General features: G+C 69.1%; 16 protein-coding genes. 9 read left to right on the top strand and 7 right to left on the bottom strand.

Features of this window, described 5'->3' with window-relative positions:
• Positions 1-56: 56 nt before the first annotated feature.
• Complete coding sequence (locus ABD164_RS01805) at positions 57-1,085, bottom strand: glycosyltransferase family 2 protein (RefSeq protein WP_344292806.1); 1,029 nt, start codon at positions 1,083-1,085, stop codon at positions 57-59.
• A gap of 175 nt (positions 1,086-1,260) precedes the next feature.
• Here ABD164_RS01805 and ABD164_RS01800 point away from each other — a divergent pair, with 175 nt between their 5' ends.
• The 4 genes from ABD164_RS01800 to ABD164_RS01785 all read left to right on the top strand — a co-directional run bounded on the left by ABD164_RS01800 (position 1,261) and on the right by ABD164_RS01785 (position 6,359).
• Complete coding sequence (locus ABD164_RS01800; RefSeq protein WP_344292804.1) at positions 1,261-2,640, top strand: O-antigen ligase family protein; 1,380 nt, start codon at positions 1,261-1,263, stop codon at positions 2,638-2,640.
• A gap of 106 nt (positions 2,641-2,746) precedes the next feature.
• Positions 2,747-4,258 (top strand): tyrosine-protein kinase domain-containing protein, encoded by a 1,512-nt coding sequence (locus tag ABD164_RS01795; RefSeq protein WP_344292802.1) that lies wholly within the window; start codon positions 2,747-2,749, stop codon positions 4,256-4,258.
• Positions 4,259-4,260: 2 nt separating this feature from the next.
• A complete protein-coding gene (locus ABD164_RS01790; RefSeq protein ID WP_344292800.1) occupies positions 4,261-5,460 on the top strand; it encodes a glycosyltransferase family 4 protein in 1,200 nt (399 codons plus the stop codon).
• Complete coding sequence (locus ABD164_RS01785) at positions 5,457-6,359, top strand: polysaccharide pyruvyl transferase family protein (RefSeq protein ID WP_344292798.1); 903 nt, start codon at positions 5,457-5,459, stop codon at positions 6,357-6,359. The genes ABD164_RS01790 and ABD164_RS01785 overlap by 4 nt, the downstream gene beginning before the upstream one ends.
• Positions 6,360-6,368: 9 nt before the next feature.
• On the opposite strand, the gene ABD164_RS01780 is transcribed toward ABD164_RS01785, so the two are convergent.
• Entirely contained in the window at positions 6,369-7,154 is a 786-nt protein-coding gene (locus ABD164_RS01780) for a glycosyltransferase (protein WP_344292796.1), read from the bottom strand.
• A 461-nt stretch (positions 7,155-7,615) separates the two neighbouring features.
• On the opposite strand from ABD164_RS01780, the gene ABD164_RS01775 reads away from it, so the two are divergent.
• The 3 genes from ABD164_RS01775 (at position 7,616) to ABD164_RS01765 (ending at position 10,715) form a co-directional block, all read left to right on the top strand.
• On the top strand, positions 7,616-8,749 hold the full coding sequence (locus ABD164_RS01775) for an ATP-binding cassette domain-containing protein (RefSeq protein WP_344292794.1): 1,134 nt from the start codon (positions 7,616-7,618) through the stop codon (positions 8,747-8,749).
• Between the two features lie 130 nt (positions 8,750-8,879).
• Positions 8,880-9,428, top strand: coding sequence for a hypothetical protein (locus ABD164_RS01770; RefSeq protein ID WP_344292792.1), 549 nt, complete (start codon positions 8,880-8,882; stop codon positions 9,426-9,428).
• 111 nt (positions 9,429-9,539) lie between these two features.
• Complete coding sequence (locus tag ABD164_RS01765; RefSeq protein ID WP_344292790.1) at positions 9,540-10,715, top strand: glycosyltransferase family 4 protein; 1,176 nt, start codon at positions 9,540-9,542, stop codon at positions 10,713-10,715.
• A 10-nt stretch (positions 10,716-10,725) separates the two neighbouring features.
• Here ABD164_RS01765 and ABD164_RS01760 read toward each other — a convergent pair whose 3' ends face one another.
• The 4 genes from ABD164_RS01760 to ABD164_RS01745 are packed head-to-tail and all read right to left on the bottom strand — an operon-like array spanning position 10,726 to position 17,319.
• Positions 10,726-11,856, bottom strand: a complete 1,131-nt coding sequence (locus tag ABD164_RS01760) for a glycosyltransferase (protein WP_344292788.1) — start codon at positions 11,854-11,856, stop codon at positions 10,726-10,728.
• On the bottom strand, positions 11,853-14,018 hold the full coding sequence (locus tag ABD164_RS01755) for a glycosyltransferase family 4 protein (protein ID WP_344292787.1): 2,166 nt from the start codon (positions 14,016-14,018) through the stop codon (positions 11,853-11,855). Before ABD164_RS01755 ends, ABD164_RS01760 begins: the two co-directional genes overlap by 4 nt.
• Positions 14,015-15,190, bottom strand: a complete 1,176-nt coding sequence (locus ABD164_RS01750) for a glycosyltransferase family 4 protein (protein ID WP_344292786.1) — start codon at positions 15,188-15,190, stop codon at positions 14,015-14,017. Before ABD164_RS01750 ends, ABD164_RS01755 begins: the two co-directional genes overlap by 4 nt.
• Entirely contained in the window at positions 15,187-17,319 is a 2,133-nt protein-coding gene (locus tag ABD164_RS01745) for a glycosyltransferase (protein WP_344292784.1), read from the bottom strand. Before ABD164_RS01745 ends, ABD164_RS01750 begins: the two co-directional genes overlap by 4 nt.
• A gap of 90 nt (positions 17,320-17,409) precedes the next feature.
• Here ABD164_RS01745 and ABD164_RS01740 point away from each other — a divergent pair, with 90 nt between their 5' ends.
• Together ABD164_RS01740 and ABD164_RS01735 are read left to right on the top strand one after the other, a co-directional pair.
• A complete protein-coding gene (locus ABD164_RS01740; protein WP_344292782.1) occupies positions 17,410-18,246 on the top strand; it encodes an arsenate reductase/protein-tyrosine-phosphatase family protein in 837 nt (278 codons plus the stop codon).
• Complete coding sequence (locus ABD164_RS01735; RefSeq protein ID WP_344292780.1) at positions 18,243-19,415, top strand: glycosyltransferase; 1,173 nt, start codon at positions 18,243-18,245, stop codon at positions 19,413-19,415. The genes ABD164_RS01740 and ABD164_RS01735 overlap by 4 nt, the downstream gene beginning before the upstream one ends.
• Here the strand turns inward: ABD164_RS01735 and ABD164_RS01730 are convergent.
• Complete coding sequence (locus ABD164_RS01730; RefSeq protein ID WP_344292777.1) at positions 19,379-20,302, bottom strand: alpha/beta hydrolase family protein; 924 nt, start codon at positions 20,300-20,302, stop codon at positions 19,379-19,381. The genes ABD164_RS01735 and ABD164_RS01730 overlap by 37 nt on opposite strands.
• Positions 20,303-20,304 lie beyond the last annotated feature (2 nt).

The raw sequence follows: 20,304 nt of genomic DNA, 5'->3' as shown, positions 1-20,304 counted from the left end.
CGATCCGCATCCTGTCCCACCACTAGGGGAGTTACTTGCCTGGCGTGGCGACGATATTACCGTTGCCGGCTCGAGCACCGTCGTAGTCTCAGTGACTGCCGACGGAATCGGCGTGCATGCCGTCGCAGCCACATCGGAATTGCTGCGCGCAACCGGTCAGTGCGGCGGGGCAGGATGTCGCGGGCAATGGCGAGAGCGTCGAGGTAGGCGCGGAGGTCGTGAGCACGCCAGCAGGCCTGCAGCGCCCAGCCGAGCACGTGCCGGTAATGCTGGCGGTAGGCCGACAGCGCGCGGTGCGGTGGCGTCGGAAGAGTGCTTGGCATCCAGAACGAGCGGATGACACGCAGTGCGGTCAGACCCTGCAGTGCCGATCCCGATCTCGTCGCCGTTCGCGCATGGTCGCGAAAGAACGCCAGCCGTTCGCCCAACAGACGCCACTCGGTCAACCGGGCCACATTCACATACATCGCCCAGTCCTCTGCCGTCACCATTCCGTGAGGGAAACCGCCGGCGCGCAGCAGCAGTTCGCGGCGCACCGCCGCGGTGCTCATCGAGCCCCGGAGTCGCTCGAGCAGAAGGTCGAAGCTGCGACCCTCGATCTCGAGGTATTTCAGATCCTTTTTGGCCACGGCCATTCGGATCGCCTCGAGGCATTCGTCGAGATTACTTGCCGAGAACTCGTCGTCGGGTCCGGCATGCGCCGCGAAGCTCCAATAGCGGGCGTTCATCGCCCCGATGTGTGGTGCGGCGACGACTTCCGCCACAAGGCGGGATAGGTAATCGGGATGCAGCAGATCGTCGTCGTCGAGGAAGCAGACCCAATCGGCCCGAGCGTGACGGACGCCGGCATTGCGTGCCGCAGCCACCCCCGCGTGTTCGATGGCGTGCAATTCGATCGGCATTCCGTCGAGCGCGGCTATGGCAGCGTCGTCGACACCGTCGGCGACGACGATTACCTGATCGAAGGGGCGCGACTGCCGCAGTGCGCTCTCGACGGCCTGAACGACGAATTCGGGGCGCTGATGTGTCGGGATGACGAGCGCAAAGGTCGGCCTGGCGGCATCCTCCACTGCGTTATCGGGCACGCGAGTCATGGTACTGGGCGTCGATCCACCGGCTCGTAATCGCGAGAGTCGAGTAAAGCCCGGTCATTCGTGGGAGCGAGTGCCGCTTGGTTTGTGTTTGGTGCATCTTCGGTGAGACGCATGCTGTATGCGATCGGCCTGCGATACTGGAGCGCATCACACCGAAGGACCGGAAATGACGTCGACCAGCGCGCGCCGAGAGCTCTGGCGCGAGCGCATCGCCGATCTGTGGGCGAACGCGTGGCGCTGGGTGCTCGCGGCCTTCGGCGTGGTCGCCGCCACATACTTCGTTCTCGAACGTGGATTCCTCGGCGGCACGACGTTCGCGATCGTCATCGGTACCCTCGTCATCGCGGCCGCGCTCACTTCTTCGAAACCACTCGCCATCGCTCTGTTCGCGATGCCCGGCTTGCTGATCTCCGCGCGCATCGGGTTCGGCGGCGGCGATCTTTCGGTCTCGGATGCCGCGCTCGCCGCCGCGTTCGGCACGGCGCTGCTTCTCGGCCATCGGCCCTACAGCAAGCCCCTGCGCCAGTTGCTTCTGATCAACATCGTGTACCAGTTCGCCACACTGTTCACCGTCTTGGTGAACCCGTATGCGCTCAACACGATCGAGTGGTTCCATGCCTGGTTGCTCGTCTCGGGCGCGCTGATCGTCGGTTGGGCACTCGGTGCCGCTGGGTACGCAAGGCTCGCCCTCTCGCTCCTCGTTTTCACCGCGTGCATCTTCGCGGCGGTCACGGTTGTGGCGGCCGGATTCCAGTACGCGGTCGGCGATTTCGGGCCGGCGACGCCCAGCTGGCCATTCCCAATGCACAAGAACTTCATTGGCACGGTGCTCGCGTTCGGCGCGATCATCGCGTACCTCAACCCCGACTGGGTGGGATGGACGAAGGGCTGGTCACGATTCGCGTTCGGGTTGTTGGCGGCGGGCATCGTGGTGGCCCAGTCCCGCCAAGCACTCATCGGCCTTGCGGCAGCCATCATCGTCGCGGTGTTGCGCCGGAGCACAACCGGGCGCTCCCGGCTGGTGCTCTTCTTGCTGATTCCGGCGGCCTGGCTCGTGATCTCGATGGTGGTCGACCAGATCGAGTCGCAGAACCGGCACAACTCCGTCTTCCAGCGCGTCGAGTGGCTCCGGGAGGTCTACCACTTCTGGCGGGAGTCACCGATCTTCGGGCACGGCCTGCGCTACTGGTACAACCCGGGCGAGCTGCCGTACCAGCCACCGCAAGCGGAGTTGGAGATGCTCGCGTCCGCGGGCGTCGTCGGGCTCATCGGGTTCCTCGTGATGTGGATCGGCGTGCTTTTGGTGCTCTGGCACGTCGACCCGCGCTTTGGCACGCTGGCCGTCGCAGTGCTGCTCTCCCGTATCGTGCAGTCGCAGTTCGACCTGTTCTGGACTGCCGTTCAAGTCTCCGTTCCGTTCGTGGTCGCAGGCATCTGCCTTGGCGCGATGGATCACGAACGAAGAACGAACGAGCCGCCTGACGAGCGTGTCATCGACATGCCTCACGGTCGTCGCGCGACATCCGGAGCAGGCTGGCGCCGATAGCCTTCGAGGCGAGCGCACGCACATCGGAGACCGTTGACATACCATTGACCTACTTACGGAAGGGTCTGCCGCGCCGCGGTGACGCCTTGAACAGCACGGAGGTTGCATGGAGCTCCGCGACTACCTGCGCGGACTGCGCAGGCACTGGATCGCCATCCTCCTGATGACGGTCGTCGGCGCCAGCGCAGGATACGGCTGGACGCTGCTCCAGACCCCTGTTTACGTGGCGGGCGCGAGCGGTTACGTTTCATCGACCGGCGTGGAAGATCTCGGCACGTCGACGCTCGGTGACTCACTCGCCAGGTCCAAGGTGGCCACCTACCTCGAGATCGCAGGCTTCCGCACCGTCGCCGAACATGCGATCGACGAGCTCGGCCTCGACACGACGCCCGAAAACCTCGTACAGCGGATCGAAGTGTCGAACCCTCCGGACACGACGTTCATCAAAGTCGACGCCGAGGGCCCGTCCCCAGAGTCCGCAAGGGCGCTCGCAGAAGCGTGGATCGACGCGATGAAGCTGGAGATCGACAGCCTCGAGGGTGACGGAAGCGCAGGTTCCGCCCCTGTAACGATCCTCCCGGGCGACGTCGCCTCACTTCCAGCCTCACCGAGCTTCCCCGACGTGCAGATGGCTGTATTGATCGGCGGCATCCTCGGTCTCGGTTTCGGCATCGCGTTCGCGATGATCCGCACAGTATCCGACCGACGCATCCGTTCGGCAGAAGATGTCGAACAGCACACCGGCGTCGCCGTCGTCGGCACGATTCCGATCGTGCCGGGCCTCGACGCCGAGACCAGGCTCATCGATTCCTCAGCCGAGCTCACCGGTAAGAACAACAACTTCGCCGTCTCAGAGGCGCTTCGGGCGCTGCGCACCAACCTCCAGTTCATGGATGTCGACCACCCGCCGAAAACGATCGTTGTCACGAGCCCGCTTCCAGGTGACGGCAAGTCGACCATCGCGTGCAACCTCGCGCTCACACTCGCAGCAGGGGGGAGCACCGTGGTGCTCGTTGATGGCGACCTGCGCCGGTCGATGGTGGCCAAGACGATGGGTCTGCCCGACGGCTCCGGGCTGAGTGACGTACTGGCGGGCAGGGCGGCGCTCGCCGACGTGCTGCAGCGCACATCGAAGTCGAACAATCTCCTGGTGCTCGCCGCCGGCAGCGTGCCCCCGAATCCGAGTGAGGTGCTCGGATCCGAGCGTATGCACACGCTGCTCGCCGACCTGACGAAGCACGCAACCGTGATCATCGACGCCCCGCCGCTCCTGCCGGTGACCGATGGAGCGGTGCTGACTCACCAGGCCGATGGCGCGCTCATCGTCGTCACCCTGCGGAAGACGACATTCGATCTGCTCGACAAGGCACTCGACACGCTGCACAAGGCGCGCGGGCGCGCGCTCGGTATCGTGCTGAACCGGGCGCCCCTCCGCGGAGCGGACGCGGCCGCCTACTCGTACGAGTACCGGCGCGACTACACCCCCTCCTCGCCACCCGCAGAACCGCTTCCCGCCGAGGAGCCGACGCCCGCCGGGGTGCTACCCGGTGCTGATACAGACGATCTCGTGAACGAGACTCCCGCTTCGACCTCGCGTCGAGGCGGACGTCGCGCCTGACCGTGGATCACGGAACGCCGGTGGCCCGAGCCGCGCAGGCCGTGTCACGACCGCGCGTCGCGCTCGTGACATCCTCCTACACCCCACACTTCGGTGGCGTCGAGGAGCACGTCCGCCAAGTGGCCCGGCACCTTCTCGCTGAGGGGTACGGGGTCGAAGTCTGGACGGTCGATCGCGGAGAACACCTCGGCACTGGGGAGGTTGACGGCGTCCTCGTTCGTTATCTTCCCACGCCTTTACCTGCTCGCTCTTTCCGGGGTGTTGCCCATTTCGTCGCCCAATTTCCGGCCGCTTGGCGGCGGTGGATGGACGCTCATCGACAGTTCCGCCCACGGGTTCTCCACGTGCACTGTTTTGGTCCGAATGGTGTTTACGCGCTGGCACTACACCGCCGCACCCGCGCCCTACTGGCTCTGACATCCCACGGTGAGACATTCATGGACGATCAGGGCGTCTTCCGTTCCTCAGCACTGCTGCGACTGTGTCTCCGACGAGCGATAGGTCGAGCTGTGGCCGTGACTGCACCGTCGGAGTTTGTACTCGATGACCTGCGCGAAACGTATGGACTGGACGGCGGAAAAGTCATTCCCAACGGCGTCGACCTCGAACTGCCCACCGATAGTGCACTGGCGATCCGGACGGATCAGCGCCGATATCTCTTCGGTGTTGGCCGCCTCGGGGTAATGAAGGGTTTTGATCTTCTTATCGATGCGTTCGCGATCGCCGAGCTTGATCCCGATATTCGTCTGGTCATCGGTGGAGATGGGCCGGAGCGCGCTCGTCTCGGCGAGCTGATCGAGCGGCGCGGACTACGCGATCGCGTCGAGTTGGTCGGCCGGCTAAGCCCGACTGCCGTCGCGGGGGCGATGGCGGGGGCGCTCGCCGTGGTCGTTCCAAGTCGCATTGAGGCGTTCGGGATCGTAGCCCTCGAGGCGTGGCGGAGCAGCACAGCGTTGGTGATGACGGGCCGCGGGGGAGCCCCAGAGTTCGTGCGCGACGGCGTCGACGGAATTCTCTTCGACCCAGAGGATCCGGCTGCACTGAGCCGTGCATTGCTGCGGGTGAGTAATGACGGGCCCCTCCGGGAGGAGCTCGCCGCCGCCGGTCGCGAGCGGGTGGGTGAGTTCACGTGGACGCGCGTCGCGCGCGCCTACGAGGAGCTGTACGCCGCGGCATCCGGTCGTGCGGAGGCTGCAGAATGAACTACTCGGGCGCGCTCACCCGACGCTTCCGCCAACTGAGGCGCGTCGCGGTCGCCTCGACTCGGCGCCCGATGTGGCGCGGCGGTGTCGTCGTGCCGGCACATTGGTGGGACGGCCACCCGAATTTCGGGGATGACCTCACGCCGTGGCTTCTTCCCAACTATGGCGTGCTGCCGATACATCGCGTCGCCTCCCGTGCGCGGCTCGCGGGCGTGGGCAGCATTCTCGAGTTTCTGCCCGCCGACTGGAACGGCGTGGTCTGGGGGAGCGGCCTCATGAATGGGGAGCCGCATCCACTGCCGCGGGCGCAGGTGCTCGCGGTGCGGGGGCATCTGACGCGAGACCTGATCGGCGCGCCCGACGACGTTGCGCTCGGCGACCCGGGCATCCTCGTGGCACGCCATCGACCGCGGCCCGAGCTGCGGTGGGATGTCGCCCTCGTGCCGCACGGCCACCACCGGTCGCACGTTCCGTTCCTCTCCCTCGCCGAAGCGGCCGGATACCGCGTGCGGGTGGTGAACGTTCACCAGACCGCCGAACGTGTCGTTCGAGAGATCGCAGCGAGCAGAGCCGTCATCACCACGTCGCTGCACGGGCTCGTGACGGCCGACGCATACGGAATCCCGGCCGCATGGACCACGCTCGAACCGCCGCTCAGCGGTGGCGCGTTCAAGTTCCACGACTACGAATCGGTGGTGACGCCCGGCACGTCACGGTTCGTTCGATTCGGGCCCGGGATGTCGCTGGCAGAGCTGCTCGCATCGGCGACAGCGGCACCTCGTGAGACCGTCGAGGCGAGCTGCGACGCGCTCGAAGCCTCGGCGGCACTGCTGCCCGAAGCGCTGGGCTCGCCCGGCCTATTCCCACGAGACGTGCTGCGGGTGCTTACGGGGCAGTAGCGACGACGGTCAGGCCACCGACGACCAGACGCGGGCGTGTTCTTCGGCGCAGCGTTCCCACGTGAAGCGGCTCGCTCGTTCGCGCGCTGCACCGATGAGCCCGCCGGCCGCATCGGCACGGGTCGCATCGAGCAGGCCGGCCGCAATGCCGACGCCCGTCGGGTCGACGAGGATGCCGGTGTCACCCAGCACTTCGGGCAGCGAACTCGTCGCCGCCGCGACGACCGGCACGTTCGCCGCCATCGCCTCGAGCGCGGGCAGGCCGAACCCCTCGTACAGCGAGGGAACCACGACGGCGCTGGCGGATGCGACGACACCGGGCATGGTCTCGTCGGGCAGACGCCCCGCCAGCACCACGCCCGGCATCCCGTCGAAGAGCTCCGTGCGTCGTCGATGCGCAGGGCCGGCGAGAACAAGACTGAGGCCGGGTCGTTCTCGATGCACGAGCGGCCAGGCCTCGGCCAGTGCCTCGAGATTCTTACGGCGGGATGCGCCGCCGGCGTGCAGTACGTACTCGTCGGGTATTCCATACGACCGGCGGATGCCACGTGGCAGGGGCTCCGCGTCGAAGAAGCGATCCTCGACCCCGTTGTACACGATGTGTGGGTCGGAGATTCCGAGCAGCTCCACCGCCTCGCGTGCACTGAACTCGGAAACGCAGATCACCGCCGCAGCCCGCCGTGCTTCCTCGATCGCCGCCGGCACAGGTGCTGACTCGTCGGGAAAGCGCCAGGCAACAACATCGTGAAGAGTGATCACGTCGGCACCGGGTGCCGGAGGGAGTTCGAGGTTCATCCGGTGCGTCACCGTGTCGCGCCCGTACAGCAGCCTTCCGACCGCCCGTCGAGCTGCGGGCGAGGCCGACGAGGCCCACCCGACCGGAAGGCGCCGGTTACCCGGCAGCGGAGAGCGGAGGGAACGCACGACGAGACGGCGAACCTGCCATGCGCGATCATCCACAGACTGCAGCCCGCCGGAGGCCCTCCGTGCAACCTGTTCCTGATACACCTGAGCACCCATCGGGTTCTCGGTCGCCATCGTCGCGATGGTCAGTCGTGGGTGCTCTGAACCAAGCCCGATAGTGCTCACCTCCGACGTGATCTGATGGCCGAACGGGCCGGCTGCAGCAGCTCGTCGGACTCCCAGCGTAGAACCCGACCCGGGGTGAGCACGTACCGGCACAGCCTTTGGCTCCCAGTCGGGTAAGAAGCGGCATGCGGGCGGGTAGGCTCCGTGGTATGCCAACAGCCTTCGACGTGCGCGCGCTGGCGAGCACGGTGCGCATCGAACTCGACGACTCGTTGAACTCCGCCGAACAGGAGTCGATCAAGGCGCATTGGGTCGACCTCGCCCACCACGAAGATGGTGAGCCTGATCGGGTAATCCGCGCCGGCCTGGGTGACCTCTCGCCCGCATTCGACGGTTCCTTCCCGGTGCGGGCGGACTCACCAGAGGGGCTCGCCCAGCGCATCACATCGGAGATCACGATCCGCGCCATAGGCGGGTTGCGTGGCGAGGCGCTCATGCTTCACGCAAGCGCAGTGGCCCTCGATGACGGGCGGGTCGTGGGATTCGTAGGCCCCTCCGGCCGTGGCAAGACCACTGCCGTTCAAGCGCTCGGCCGCGCCTACGGCTATGTGACCGACGAAACCCTCGCGGTGCGGGTCGACGGTTCGGTTGTCGCTTACCCCAAGCCGCTCTCGATCAGGAAGCGCCCGGGCGTGAAGGCCACGGAGCCGGCGTCGACGCTCGGGCTCCGCACGGCGCCGACCCATGACCTGCGTCTGGCGGCGCTTGTGTTACTCGACCGCCGCCCAGGCGTCGACGATCCGTTCGTGGAGTCGGTGCCGATCATCGAGGCGTTGTCTGCACTCGCTCCGCAGACGAGCCACCTCTCGGCACTCGAGCACCCGCTCCGCACGCTTCTCGACACGATCCTTACGACCGGCGGGGTGCGAAGGGTCGTCTACGCCGAGGCGTCGTCCCTGCCCTCGCTCATCGATGATGTGCTTCGCACGATCGAACACGGTGCGCCGATGCTCATTGACATCCCGAAGCTGTCCGAACGCGACTGCGGCTGCTTCTCGGACGACGTTGCGACGCAGTCGAACCCTTCAGGTGCCGAGGAGTCCGGCGTGTACTGGCGAGCGTCGTATGTCGATGCTCTGACTGTGGATGACGCGCTGATCGTGCAGGTGATGGGTCAAGTAGTCGTCCTCGCTGGCGTCGGTCCGATCCTGTGGCTCGCTGCCGATGGGCTCACCGAACTGGAGTTGCGCGAGATCGCGATGCGACAGCTTCCTGAAGCGCCCGCAGGTGTTGACGTCACCGGCGTCATAGCCGATGCCGTGCAAGGCATGGTCGACACGCGGATTCTCGTCCGCAAATGAAACTCCCCCCGAACGAGGGTGAGACTGGCACTCGACGGATGCGGCATGTAACCTTTAGAGTTGCCTGAGAAACTTGAGTTGTCTGAACCCAGCCTGCGGTCATCGCTACAGCATAGGAAGGCCCCACCCAATGAGTGACCTTGAAGAACAGAAGCCCGGTGTCAGCCGCCGTACGGTCACGAAGGCGATGGCCTGGTCCGTACCCGTGGTCGCCCTCGCCGTTCCGACGCCTGCATACGCGGCGTCACCCGGCGTCATCGAGCTTTCGGGCCTCGGCTGCAAGCTCCCCGGAAACTCGCAGGACACGTTCAAGGGCTACGCGTTCAGGGCCAGCATCCAGAACACGACGAACGCGCAGGTCACAGTGACGATCACCGACATGGACTTGGGCACAAGCGACCTCGGCGATGTCGGCATCATTGATCTCAACACCTGTACGCTGCTCGGCACCAACACGTTTGTCATTCCGGCGAACACCACGTTGTCGAACGTGGCGCTCGTCACCGAGAACGCCGCCACCAGCGAGAACGGCGCCCTGATCGTGCAGTACACCGTTGAAGGGGTCCCTGACACGGCGTCGGCGACGGCGGATGGGCTGCCCCCGATTCAGGGAAACACCTGCGAGGAGAATGTGTTCTCGGCCACCGAGCGAACCTGCATCAATAGCATCGTTGCCTGAGAGATCTCAGGCGCCAGAAACCCGGTAGACGGTCGTGGTCTACCGGGTTTCTGCATTTCGGAACGGGCGACGGGCTAGCATAAGCTCCGTGCGTCAGCCCGATGGGAACTCGTGATCGACATCCTCCATGCGATCACCCCGGGCGACCACTTCTCGCCGCGCACCGGCTCGGCCATCCCGACCGTGGTCGACGGGCTCGCTGCAGCGGCGACGCGCGATGGAGCGGTGTTCCGTCACGCAGTGGTACTCGACCGCTCGACGATGCGGCCACGATACGACAGTGCGGCGGTCATCGAGTACGCGGGAGCACGGGGCCCCACGAGACGCGACCGGGCGATGGACCTCGCCCGCGGCCGCGTCGGACTCCCGCGCACCGCGGTGGCACGCTACTACGAGCCCGTCGCTGACGCGATCCGCACGCGAGAGCCCAGCTTCGTGCTCGCGCACAACGCCCCCGTGCTTCCCTGGCTGCTGCGTGATACCGAGCATCGAGTCGTGCTGTATGCGCACAACGATCTGCTGCGCACCTACACGCGGCAAGAGGCCGGGAGGGTGCTCGACAGCGTTGCGGCGATCGTCTGCGTCAGCGACTCGCTGGCCGAGCGCACACGGGCCGTGCTCCCCGGCCGACTCGCCGAGCGGGTTCGGGTCGTGCGCAACGGCATCGACTGCGAGCGGTTCACGCCTGCTACGACTGATGAGGGTGCGGCATCCTCCACGCGCGATGCCCAACTGCGCGTCGTGTTCGTGGGCCGGATGGTTGCCGAGAAAGGCCCCGATGTCCTGATCCGCGCGGTCGAGCACCTCGGGCGTCCTGACCTCGAGTACTTGCTGGTCGGCAGCCAGGGCTTCGCCCGCGATGCCCCGTTGTCGCCTTATGAACACGAGTTGCGCGAGCTTGCCGATGAGGCAACGGCAGCATCTGGTGCCGTCATCAGCTTCGAACCCTTCGTCGACCGGGCCGCGCTGCCCGCCCTGCTTCGAAGTGCCGATCTGCTCGTGGCGCCGTCTCGCTGGGCCGAGCCGAGCGGACTCACCGCCGCCGAGGGGCTCGCCAGCGGCCTCCCGGTGATCGCGAGTCGCGTGGGCGGGCTGCCCGACGTCGTTGGGGCGGCCGGCGTACTCGTTGATCCAGACGACCCGGCGGCTCTCGCAGAGGCGATCGCCTCGCTCGCCGACAACCCTGAGGCGAGGCAGCGGATGTCAGAACGCGCCCGGGCGCACGCGGTCGCACACGATTGGTCGTGGGCGTGGTCGAATCTGCGCCAGGTGCTCGAGGAACTCTGAAGATCGGCACCTACACGTGCGCGGCGTCGAGCCGCCGCACGACCTCGGCCATCGCGGCGACGCGATCGCTCCAGTCGGCCACGGCGCCGTCGGCACCCGCCGGAAAGCGCGACGGCGCCGGCACTGCCGCCGCGACCGCCGCCGCGAACGCGTCGCCTGAGGCGATCGTGATGCGCGGGTCATCCGCGTCCCGGAATCCCGCAACCGGGGTCGACACCACCGGCCGGCCGACGGCCTGGTATTCGTAGAGCTTGATGGGGTCGAGGCTGTCGGTGAACTCGGTCCCGACGTGCGGCACCACGAGCACGTCGGCGTGCTGCAGGTAGCCGATCACGGCGTCGCGCGGGCGGGGGCCGAGTAGTTGCGCGCCCGCCCGGCGCAGGCGCTCAGAGGCGGCGTCGCCGAGTAGGTTCGGTCCGACGAGTACCAGTGTTCCCGACGAGCCGAGGGCGCGTGCGGTCGCCTTGCAGAGGTCGACGTCGATGCGGTCGGGGTGCACCGTGCCGAGGTAGAGCGCCACCGGGGCGACGGGCAGATCGGCCGGCCGCGGCGTGGGGCGGCGGTAGGCGTCGACATCGACGGCGTTCGGGATGAGGGTCACCGGCCGGGTCGCGGTGGCCTTGCGGCGCACGAGTTCGGGCGAGCACACGACCACCTCGCGGGCGAGCTCGAACAGGCGCGCCTCGTTGGCCGAGATCCGCCGCAGCTCCGTGTCCGCCCGGTCGGCTGACAGCCAGTCGTCGGTGATGTCGTAGAGAGTCGGCCAGCCCGAGAGCTCGGCGAGCGCGACCGCGCCGGGGTCGTTGATCCAGAGCAGCGGATGTCGCATGCCGATCGAGTCGGCGACCCGCATCACGGCGCGCGCGAGCCGCTCGTCAGCACGCGGGTCGAACCGGCGGGGCATCCACTTCACGGGGCGCACCGTGAACAGGCGCCCGGGCGCGACATCCGGAACCTCCCGCACCCCCCGCGCGAACGACGGGCGTCGCCCCGATCGCAGGTCGTGGGTGGGATCGGCCGGAGGCTCGACGAAGAGCACGCGCAACGCGGCATCCGTTCGCAACAGACCCGCGACCAGGTGCTGGTTGCGGCGCCACACCTCGTCCCACGCCTCGAGCGAGATCACCACGAGATCGGTCATCGCGCACTCCGGTATACGACCTCCGTAGCGGCTGCCTGTGCGGGCAGCGAGAACATGGCCTGCTGGCGCGTTCGCGCCGCGAGCGAGAGCGCGTTGCGGCCGGGTTCGTCGCCTGCGAGCGAGCGCAGGTTGTGCGCGGCCGCGCCCGCATCGCCCGGCGGGAACATCGCGCGCTGGTCGCGCCCGGTGAGCACGTCGAGATGCCCGGCGGCGCCGGCGGCAACGACGGGGAGCCCGCCGGCCATCGCCTCGAGCAGGGTGAGTCCGAGTCCCTCGACCGGGCATGGGGCGATCAGCAGGCCGGCGCGATCCATGAGCTGCGGCAGGTCGGAACGATACCCGAGAAAGCGGGTGGCGGCCCCGATGCCGAGCTCATCGACCAGCGCCTCCAACGCCTCGCGCTCAGGGCCGACGCCGGCGATCTCGAGGGTCCAGCCGTCGTCGGCGAGGCCGGATGCCGCGAAGGCGCGGATCCCCATGTCGGTGGCCTTCTCGGGCTGGAGCCGCTGGGCCATGAGCACGACGCGTTCGCGCAGCGAGACGTCGCGCAACGGGCGGTTCTCGATGCCCGAGTGCACGACGGTGCTGCGGCCGTCGACGGCGTCAGCGACGGCGCGGCTGATCGAGATCTGCGCGTCGATGCGGCGGCGCACGAAGAGGCCGATCGGCACCGGGCCGACCTTTCCGCGCGGCTTCGCGAAGTGCCGCGTCGCAACGACGGCCGGGCGGCGCGACCGGCGGGTGAACCAGAGCGCCGCCGCGGTGCCGATGTCGGCTGCGGTCATGTGCGTGTTCACGACGTCGAACTCGCGGGCGAGCTGGCGTACGGCGCGCGTGACCTCGATCGTGCGTGCCGCCGGCACATAGGCGATGCCCGCCTCGGCGAGCACGGGCCGCATCCGGTCGGTGGCACCGCCGACCACCGCGACGCGATGCCCGTCGGCGGCCTGCGCGAGCGCGAGACGCAGCACGAACTGCTCGACACCCGAGAAGCCGTCGGAGCGGATGGCATGCAAGATGCTCAGTCTGTCCGCCCCCATCGCCCGCTCCTCAGCTATGGAATCGATGAGTGCGAGGTAGCCCTCAGCAGCATTGCGCCACGTATGATCGGCGACGCTCTCGCGAGCCCTGCTCGCCATCTCGCGTCGGGCGGCCTGAAAGGCGAGTCGGGAAAGCCGTTCTGCGATGGCACTCGGGTCAGGAGAGACGAGATACCCGTTCACGCCGTCGCGAATCACGTCTGGCGCGATGCCAACGGGGGTTGACACGACGGGAACACCGCTGGCGAGCGCTTCCGTGACGACCAGCCCGTAGGACTCGTAGGCACTCGGCAGAACGAACACGTCGGACGCATGGAAGAGGGGTTGGGGATCAGGTCGACTACCGATGAATCGCACGCGGTCGGCAAGGCCGAGCTCTGTCGCCTGGGCTCTGCCCCGTCGGATCATGTCCGCCGTGCCGCCGAGCACCAGCAGCTTTGCCGTCGGGACGGTGCGGATCGCCTTCATTGCGAGCGGGAGCCCCTTGCGCTCGAATTCGTGCCCGATGAAGAGGACACCCAGTTCGCGTCCGTCGAGACCGAATTCCGCGCGAGCGCGATCGCGTTCCTCGTCGGATGCCGGTCGGAATCGATCGAGATCGACACCGTTCGGAATCACATGCATGGGGGCGCCCACTCGGCCGTATGTCGCCCGGAGCAAATCGGCTTCCGTGGTCGTGAGTGTGACCACGGCGCGGTGAGTGGATCCGCGGTACCTGACACGGTCGCGTATAGCGGTGAACAGGTGGAGGGGATTGCGGATCATCCGCCACGCGTACATGCCACGGGCACGCATCGCGACGTCGAGCAACCCATGATTGACGTAGATGTCGCCGGCCATCGCGTCGTTGTGACAGATCGACACGGCATCTGGTCGCCCTGCCAGGAAACGTCGTGCACGCACGGTGCCGACGGTGCTGAACCAGATCACGTCGCTGGCATGTGCAATTCGGGCACCCAGTGCTGTGCGCGGCTCACGCGCGCGCTTTCTGCCCGCGTCAGCGGCCGTGAATCGCTCGACGGTCGCTCCAGCCGCGACGAACTCGCGCTCGAGCGCGTAGGCCACCCCGGCGACGCCGCTGCCGCGAGCGATCGACGGCGCGATCTGCACGATGTGCGTCATCCGCCCGCCTTTGCGACCGGATGCCCCGGAACACCGCGTTCCCGCTCGGCCTGCAGTTGCTCGGCAAGTTCGAGGTAGCGCTGCGCGATGCCGCGCCATCCGTAGGACTCGACCGACTCGCGGGCACGGCGACTCCACGCGGCGAGCTCGGCGTCGTCGAGGTTCGCGAGCTGCTCCATGCGCTCGCCGACGGCACGGGCGTCGCGCTCGACGAGGAATCCGTTCACGCCGTCGACGACCGCCTCGGGCGCGAAGCCGACGGGCGTGACGATCGCCGGCAGTCCGGCGGCGAGCGCCTCGAGCACGACGAGGGCGTTCGCCTCATAAGCGCTCGGCAGCACGAAGAAGTCGGAGGCGTGCAGAAACGGCACGGGCGGCCGCCGCGGACCGAGGAACAGTACTCGATCGCCGACGCCATGCTCCTTCGCCTCAGCGTGCGCCTCGGCGATGATGTCATCGTTGCCGCCGATGACGAGCAGCAGCACGCTCGGCGCGTGCGACAGCCCCTGGATGGCGAACGAGAGGCCCTTGCGTGAAAACTCGTGTCCGACGAAGACAGCGACGCGTTCCTCGGTTCCGAGCTTCAGTTCGGCGCGCGCGGCGTCGCGTTCGTCGGGCGTCGGGGGCCGGAACAGGTCGAGGTCGACGCCGTTCGGGATGACCGCGATCTTCGGGCGGACGGCGCCGTAAGTGGCGCGCAGGTCTGCGGCGTCAGACTCGGAAAGACAGACGACGGCCCGGTGCGTGCGCCCGCGGTAGCGGATGCGGTCGCGCAGGTAGATGAACACGTGCACGGGGTTGCGATAGATGCCCCAGAACGACCGACCGCGCGCCCGCATTGAGGCGAGGAGGAGGCCGTGATTGACGTAGATGTCGCCGACCAGCACGTTGTTGTGCGTGATCGTGATCGCGTCCGGCCGGTTGGCAAGGAACTCGCCGGCGCGCCGTGTGCCGATGGTGCTGAACCAGACCATGTCCCAGCCGCCGCGGATGCGGGCGAACATCTTGCCCCTCGGCCACCTGCGGGTGCCGCGCCGCCGCTGGGCGTCGATGAACGTGAAGCGCTCGACGTCGGCGCCGAGCGCGCGCAACTGCTGATCAAGGTGGAACGCCACGCCGGCGACGCCCGTGCCGGGGCCCATGTAGGGCACGATCTGCACGATCCTGGTCATCTCGGCCCTCCATCGGCTGCGGCGCGAAACCGCCCCTCGACGCGCACCGGCCCGAGCCGGTAGATCGCCGCCCGCTTACGGGCGGCACGACCGCGCTCGCCGGACAGCACCACCGACCGGGCCATCGACCCGAGCCACTGCCCGAGACGCGCCGACTGCCAGCCGACCGCGCCGAAGTGCTTGCGAAGGTACCGTTCCTGCGAGGCGAAGAAGTGCGCGTCGCGGCGTGAGGCATCGCCGCTGGTGCCGCCGCCGACGTGCAGCGCTCGCGCCTCGGGCACGGCCGCGTGCCGCCAGCCGAGCAGGTGCGCCCGGTAGGCCCAGTCGGTCTCTTCGGCATAGAGGAAGAATCGTTCGTCGAGCCCGCCGACCTGGTCGAGCGCCTCGGCACGCAGCAGCAGCACCGAGCCGATCACGAAGCCGGGGCCGGGTCGTCGCACGCGGCCGAGCCCCACAGCTTCGAGCCATGTCGCGCCGGGCGACGGGAACGGCCATTCGACGCGGGCCACGTGCCCGTCTTCGTCGACCTGTGCGGGCCCCACGCTGGCAAGTGCGGTGTCGGCGCGCAGCGCCCGGTGCAACACGGCGATGTCGTCGGCCGAGATCACGGCGTCGGGATTCAGCAGCAGCACGTCGGCACCGGGCCGCTGGCGGTCGCCGAGTGCGACGTTGACGCCGGCCGCGAAGCCGCCGTTGCGCCCCGGGTCGAGGTAGCGCACGCCGAGCTCGTCGCACAGCGCCGCGATCTCGGGCAGTGACGAGTTGTCGACGACGGTGACCGGCAGGTGCGCCACGGGCTCGAGCGCGCGCCGCAGCATCGCGGGCGCCCCGTAGGCGACGACGACGACCTCGAGTTCGGCAGGGCGGTCGGATGCCTCGCGCACGACCGACCGGTAGAGGTCGAGGTAATCGCGGGCGACGGCGTTCCAGGTGCATTCCGCGGCTCGTGCGAAGCCGCTCACGCGGAGTTCGCCGGCGGCGACGCCACCGGCCTCGAGCAGCGCGGCGCTCAGCGCATCGACATCGCCGGCAGGGACGACGAGTCCGGCACCCCCGACCACGTCGGGCAGGGCGCCCGCATCGCTCGACACCACGGGTACGCCGCACGCCATCGCCTCGACGGCGACGCGTCCGAACTGCTCGGTCCACGACGGGGTCGGCAACGACGGCACGGCGAGCACGTCGAGCGTGCGGTAGAACTCCACGACGTCGTCGGGCTCGATGGCGCCGACGAACTCGACCCGGTCGCCGATGCCGCGCGCTGCCGCGAGACGGTCGAGTTCGGTCGCGAGCGGGCCCGAGCCGGCGATGCGCACCCGAAGTTTCGGCTCGCGCGCGACGGCGTCGAGCAGCACGAGCACCCCCTTCTCGGGCACGAGGCGGCCGAGGAACCCGACGGTGATCTCGGCGGTTTCTGGGTCTCGATACGGCGCTGGCGCGCCTACTCGACCGGCGGCTGGCGCGGCCACTCGACCGGCGGGGGGCGCTGGCGCGCCTACTCGACCGGCGGCGGGTGCTGGCGCGGCCACTCGACCGGCGGGGGGTGCTGGCGCGCCTACTCGACCGGCGGGGTTCTCGGCCCCCGAGACATCCGATGGTGTGAACCGCTGCGCGTCGACACCGAGCGGAATCACGCGGGCGCGCCCCGCGAAGCCCTTGTCTTCGACGATGCGGGCGGCGTCGGCGTTGCACGCCGAGATTCCGGATGCCTCGCCGAGGGCCCAGCGCTCGAGCCACCGGAACGGCACCGGGTAGCGCTTGCGCAGGTTCTGCGCGGTGTAGAGCACGACCGGGGTGCGGCGCGAGCGCCGGCTCAGCGCGCGAAGCAGCAGCAGCTCGGCCGTGGCGAGGGCGAACGGCTCTTCGTGCAGGTCGATGACGTCGAACGACGTGCGCAGTGTCCGCATGATCGGGCGCGGGTCGTAGACGAACAGCGCGGGGTGCCGGCCGAAGGTGCGCACGCCGACCACCCGCTCGCCGGGGCGTGGCTGCAACGTCACAGGGGTTCCGCCGGCGTGCCACCCGCGGGCGCTCAGCAGCGTCACGTCGACGCCGAGCTCGGTGAGCGCGCGCTCGCGGCCGCGCCATTCGTCGACGACGGCGCTGTGCGAGACCCTGAGTACGCGCACCACACCCCCTCTAGACTCCTTACACAGAAACCCTAGCCGTGCGGCAACGGTCGGGGTCGTTCGTCAAGCGTGCCGGGTAAGGGGGCCACAGTGGGGGCAGGGTCGTTCACGGTGCTCGTGGTGTGCACCGGCAACGTCAATCGTTCGGCGCTGGGCGCGGCCCTGCTCGAGCGGTGGGTCGACTGGTATCTGCCGTCGCCTCTGCGAGCGCACGTCGAGGTGACGAGCGCGGGACTGCGGGCTCCGGTCGGCGCGCCCATGGGGCCGCGAGCGCGGGTCATCGCCGAAGCGCTCGGGGCCGACGGGTCGGGGCATCGAGCCGTGCAGATCACCGAGGGCATGATCCGAGCCGCAGACCTGGTGCTCGTCTCGTCGACGCGGCAGCGCGGCAGCGTGCTCGAGCTCGTGCCGGGCGTGGTGCGCTCGACGTTCACCATGCGCGAGGCGGGCCGCATCGCCGCGACGCTGCCGCCGATGCCCGCACCCGAGACGGTCGACGAGCTGCGACTGCGGGTGGCGGCGCTCGCCGAGAACCGCGCGGTGCCCGGCGATCGGTCGGGCGGCGACGACATCGTCGACCCCGAGGCCAAAGACGACGAGGCCTACCGCGAGATGGCCCGCCAGCAGGTGCCGCCGCTCGCGCGGCTTGCACAGGCGCTGTTCGGCATGCCGCAGGGTGAGGCCGACGCGTACGATGCGGCCGCCGAAGCGGGGGAGTTCGCGTTCGGCGACGCCGGCGGCAAGACGGGCGCCGCACGCAAGACGGGCGCGGCACGCAGGTCGGGCACGGCAGGCAAAGCCGGCACGTCCGGTACGCCCGGTACGCCCGGCACGCCTGACACAGCAGGCAAAGCCGGCACGTCCGGCACGCCCAACACGCCAGACACGCCCGACCAGCCGCGGCCGCGTGGGCGGCGCCAGGCATGACCCACGGCGGCCGGCCGCTGCGGGTGCTGCACCTCGACCACACCAACGTCGGCGGCGGGGCCGAGTTCGCGCTGCTTCGCATGCTGCGCGCCGACCCGTCGTGGTCGCCGTACCTGCTGCTCGCCGCGACGCCTGGTCGATCGCTCGGCGTGTACGACGCGGTGCCGGCTCGCGTTCCGCGCGCGCTCGGCGGCGTTCGGCAACCCGCCGGCGTGTCCGCCGGGGGCCTCGGCGCCGCGCTGTCGACAGGAACGCGGGTGCTCGCGCAGGCTGCCTCGGTGCGGGCGTCGCGCGTGTTCCGCGGCGCCGATCTCGTCGACGCCAACACGGCTCGTGCGGCCGCCTACGGCGCGGCGGCCGCGCGTACCGCACGCGTTCCCTTCGTCGTGCACCTGCGTGATCTCGTCGACGACGAGGCGCTCGGCCGCGTGGGCTGCGCGCTCATGGCGCGGGTCGTGCTGCCGCGCGCCGACGGCGTCATCGCGAACTCGCGCGCGACGCTCGAGTCGGCACGGCCGTTCCTGCGCCCCGGGGCCCTCGCCGAGGTGATCCCGAGCGCGTCGGGGTTGCAGGTCGGCGCTGCGGTCGCCCCCGTGCGACGCCCGATCCAGACGGTGGGCATGCTCGCCCGCATCGACCCGTGGAAGGGCCAGCACCAGCTGCTCGAGGCCTTCGCGCGCGTGTTCGCGGGTCGCGACGTGCGCCTGCAGCTGGCAGGCGACGCGCCGTTCGGCCACGAAGACCACCTCGAGCACCTCGAGCAACGGGCGACCGAGCTCGGCGTCGAGGGCCAGGTCGAGTTGCTCGGCCATGTCGACGACGTCGACACCCTGCTCGCCGGCTGGGACGTCGCCGTGCAGGCCTCGACGCGTGCCGAACCCCTCGGCCAGAACGTGCTGCAGTACCTCGCGGCGGGGCGGGTCGTGCTCGCCGCCGATGAGGGCGGCCCCGCCGAGTGGATCGCCGACGGCGTCAACGGGCTGCTCGTGCCGCCGCGCAATGTCGACGCGCTCGCCGCGTCGCTCGCACGACTCGACGTCGACGACGACCTGCGCGTGCGGCTCGCGACCGCGGCCGCCACGACCCCCGGCCTGCTCGACGATGCCGCCGTGACCCGGGCGCACGCCGCGTTCTACGAGGCGGTCGTGCGCGCGAGGCGAGCGGCCTGAGCGTCGCGGGTCGCGCCGGTCGAGACATCCGTCGCCGTCAGGAACGCGGTGACCTCGTCGAGCGTGACGTCGGCCCGCAGAATGCGATTGTGCCCGAGGCCGTCGGTGGCGACCAGGCGGGCGCTCGGGGCGTTGACGTCGGCGAGGCGCTCGGACTGCGTGAACGGCACGCGGCGGTCGCCGCGGTCGTGCACGAGCAGCAGCGGGGTGGCGCCGGGCAGCGCATGCCGCAGCGCCGAGTAGCGCTCGAACGGGTCGGGCCCACCGGGGAAGAGCCGGGTCGTGAATCGGTTCGCGAGCGCCTCGCGGCTGGGCCGGTCGAGACCGAACATGTCGCCGAAGCCCTCGATGAACACGTCGGGCGCGCCGGCGCCGGCGATGCCGACGAGCCGTCGTGCGGCGATGCCGTCGTGCACGGCGTTGAGGGCGGCGAGGGCGCCGAACGAGTGGCCAACGATCGCGTGGAAGCCGCCGTGGCGCTGCTGCAGCTCGGTGATGATGTCGAGGTGGTCGACGAGGTAGGTGCCGCGGCCTGGTGAGTCGCCGTTCGCGGGCGCGTCGAACGCGACGACTCGCAGCCCTTCGCTGCGAAGTTCACGCACGAGCGGTGCGAAGACGCTCGCGCGCGACTGCCAGCCGTGCGCGAGCACGACGGTGTCGGCGCCCGAGCCCCACTCGTAGGTGACCACGTCGACGCCCATGCGGCGCAGGCCCGGAATGCGCACGGTGCCCCGGCGCGCGGCGCGATGGGTGGCCGTGTCGGACGGCGCGACCGGGGTTCGTCGGCCGACCCGCATGAAGAGCGGGTACGTGAGGCGGCCGGCGAGTGCCGGTGAGATCGTGCCGGCGACGCGAATGCCGGTTGCGACGGCGGATGCTGCGGACATCG

Source organism: Agromyces neolithicus (assembly GCF_039529735.1).
In the GTDB taxonomy this organism is placed as follows: Bacteria; Actinomycetota; Actinomycetes; order Actinomycetales; family Microbacteriaceae; genus Agromyces; species Agromyces neolithicus.
This window is presented reverse-complemented; position numbering and strand designations above follow the sequence as displayed.

What these genes read in the sequence shown, in the direction of transcription:
- ABD164_RS01800 (WP_344292804.1), top strand. Translation starts at nt 1,261, where the DNA reads ATGACGTCGACCAGCGCGCGCCGAGAGCTCTGGCGCGAGCGCATCGCC.
- ABD164_RS01795 (WP_344292802.1), top strand. Translation starts at nt 2,747, where the DNA reads ATGGAGCTCCGCGACTACCTGCGCGGACTGCGCAGGCACTGGATCGCC.
- ABD164_RS01785 (WP_344292798.1), top strand. Translation starts at nt 5,457, where the DNA reads ATGAACTACTCGGGCGCGCTCACCCGACGCTTCCGCCAACTGAGGCGC.
- ABD164_RS01780 (WP_344292796.1), bottom strand. Translation starts at nt 7,154, where the DNA reads ATGAACCTCGAACTCCCTCCGGCACCCGGTGCCGACGTGATCACTCTT.
- ABD164_RS01770 (WP_344292792.1), top strand. Translation starts at nt 8,880, where the DNA reads ATGAGTGACCTTGAAGAACAGAAGCCCGGTGTCAGCCGCCGTACGGTC.
- ABD164_RS01760 (WP_344292788.1), bottom strand. Translation starts at nt 11,856, where the DNA reads ATGACCGATCTCGTGGTGATCTCGCTCGAGGCGTGGGACGAGGTGTGG.
- ABD164_RS01755 (WP_344292787.1), bottom strand. Translation starts at nt 14,018, where the DNA reads ATGACGCACATCGTGCAGATCGCGCCGTCGATCGCTCGCGGCAGCGGC.
- ABD164_RS01750 (WP_344292786.1), bottom strand. Translation starts at nt 15,190, where the DNA reads ATGACCAGGATCGTGCAGATCGTGCCCTACATGGGCCCCGGCACGGGC.
- ABD164_RS01735 (WP_344292780.1), top strand. Translation starts at nt 18,243, where the DNA reads ATGACCCACGGCGGCCGGCCGCTGCGGGTGCTGCACCTCGACCACACC.
- ABD164_RS01730 (WP_344292777.1), bottom strand. Translation starts at nt 20,302, where the DNA reads ATGTCCGCAGCATCCGCCGTCGCAACCGGCATTCGCGTCGCCGGCACG.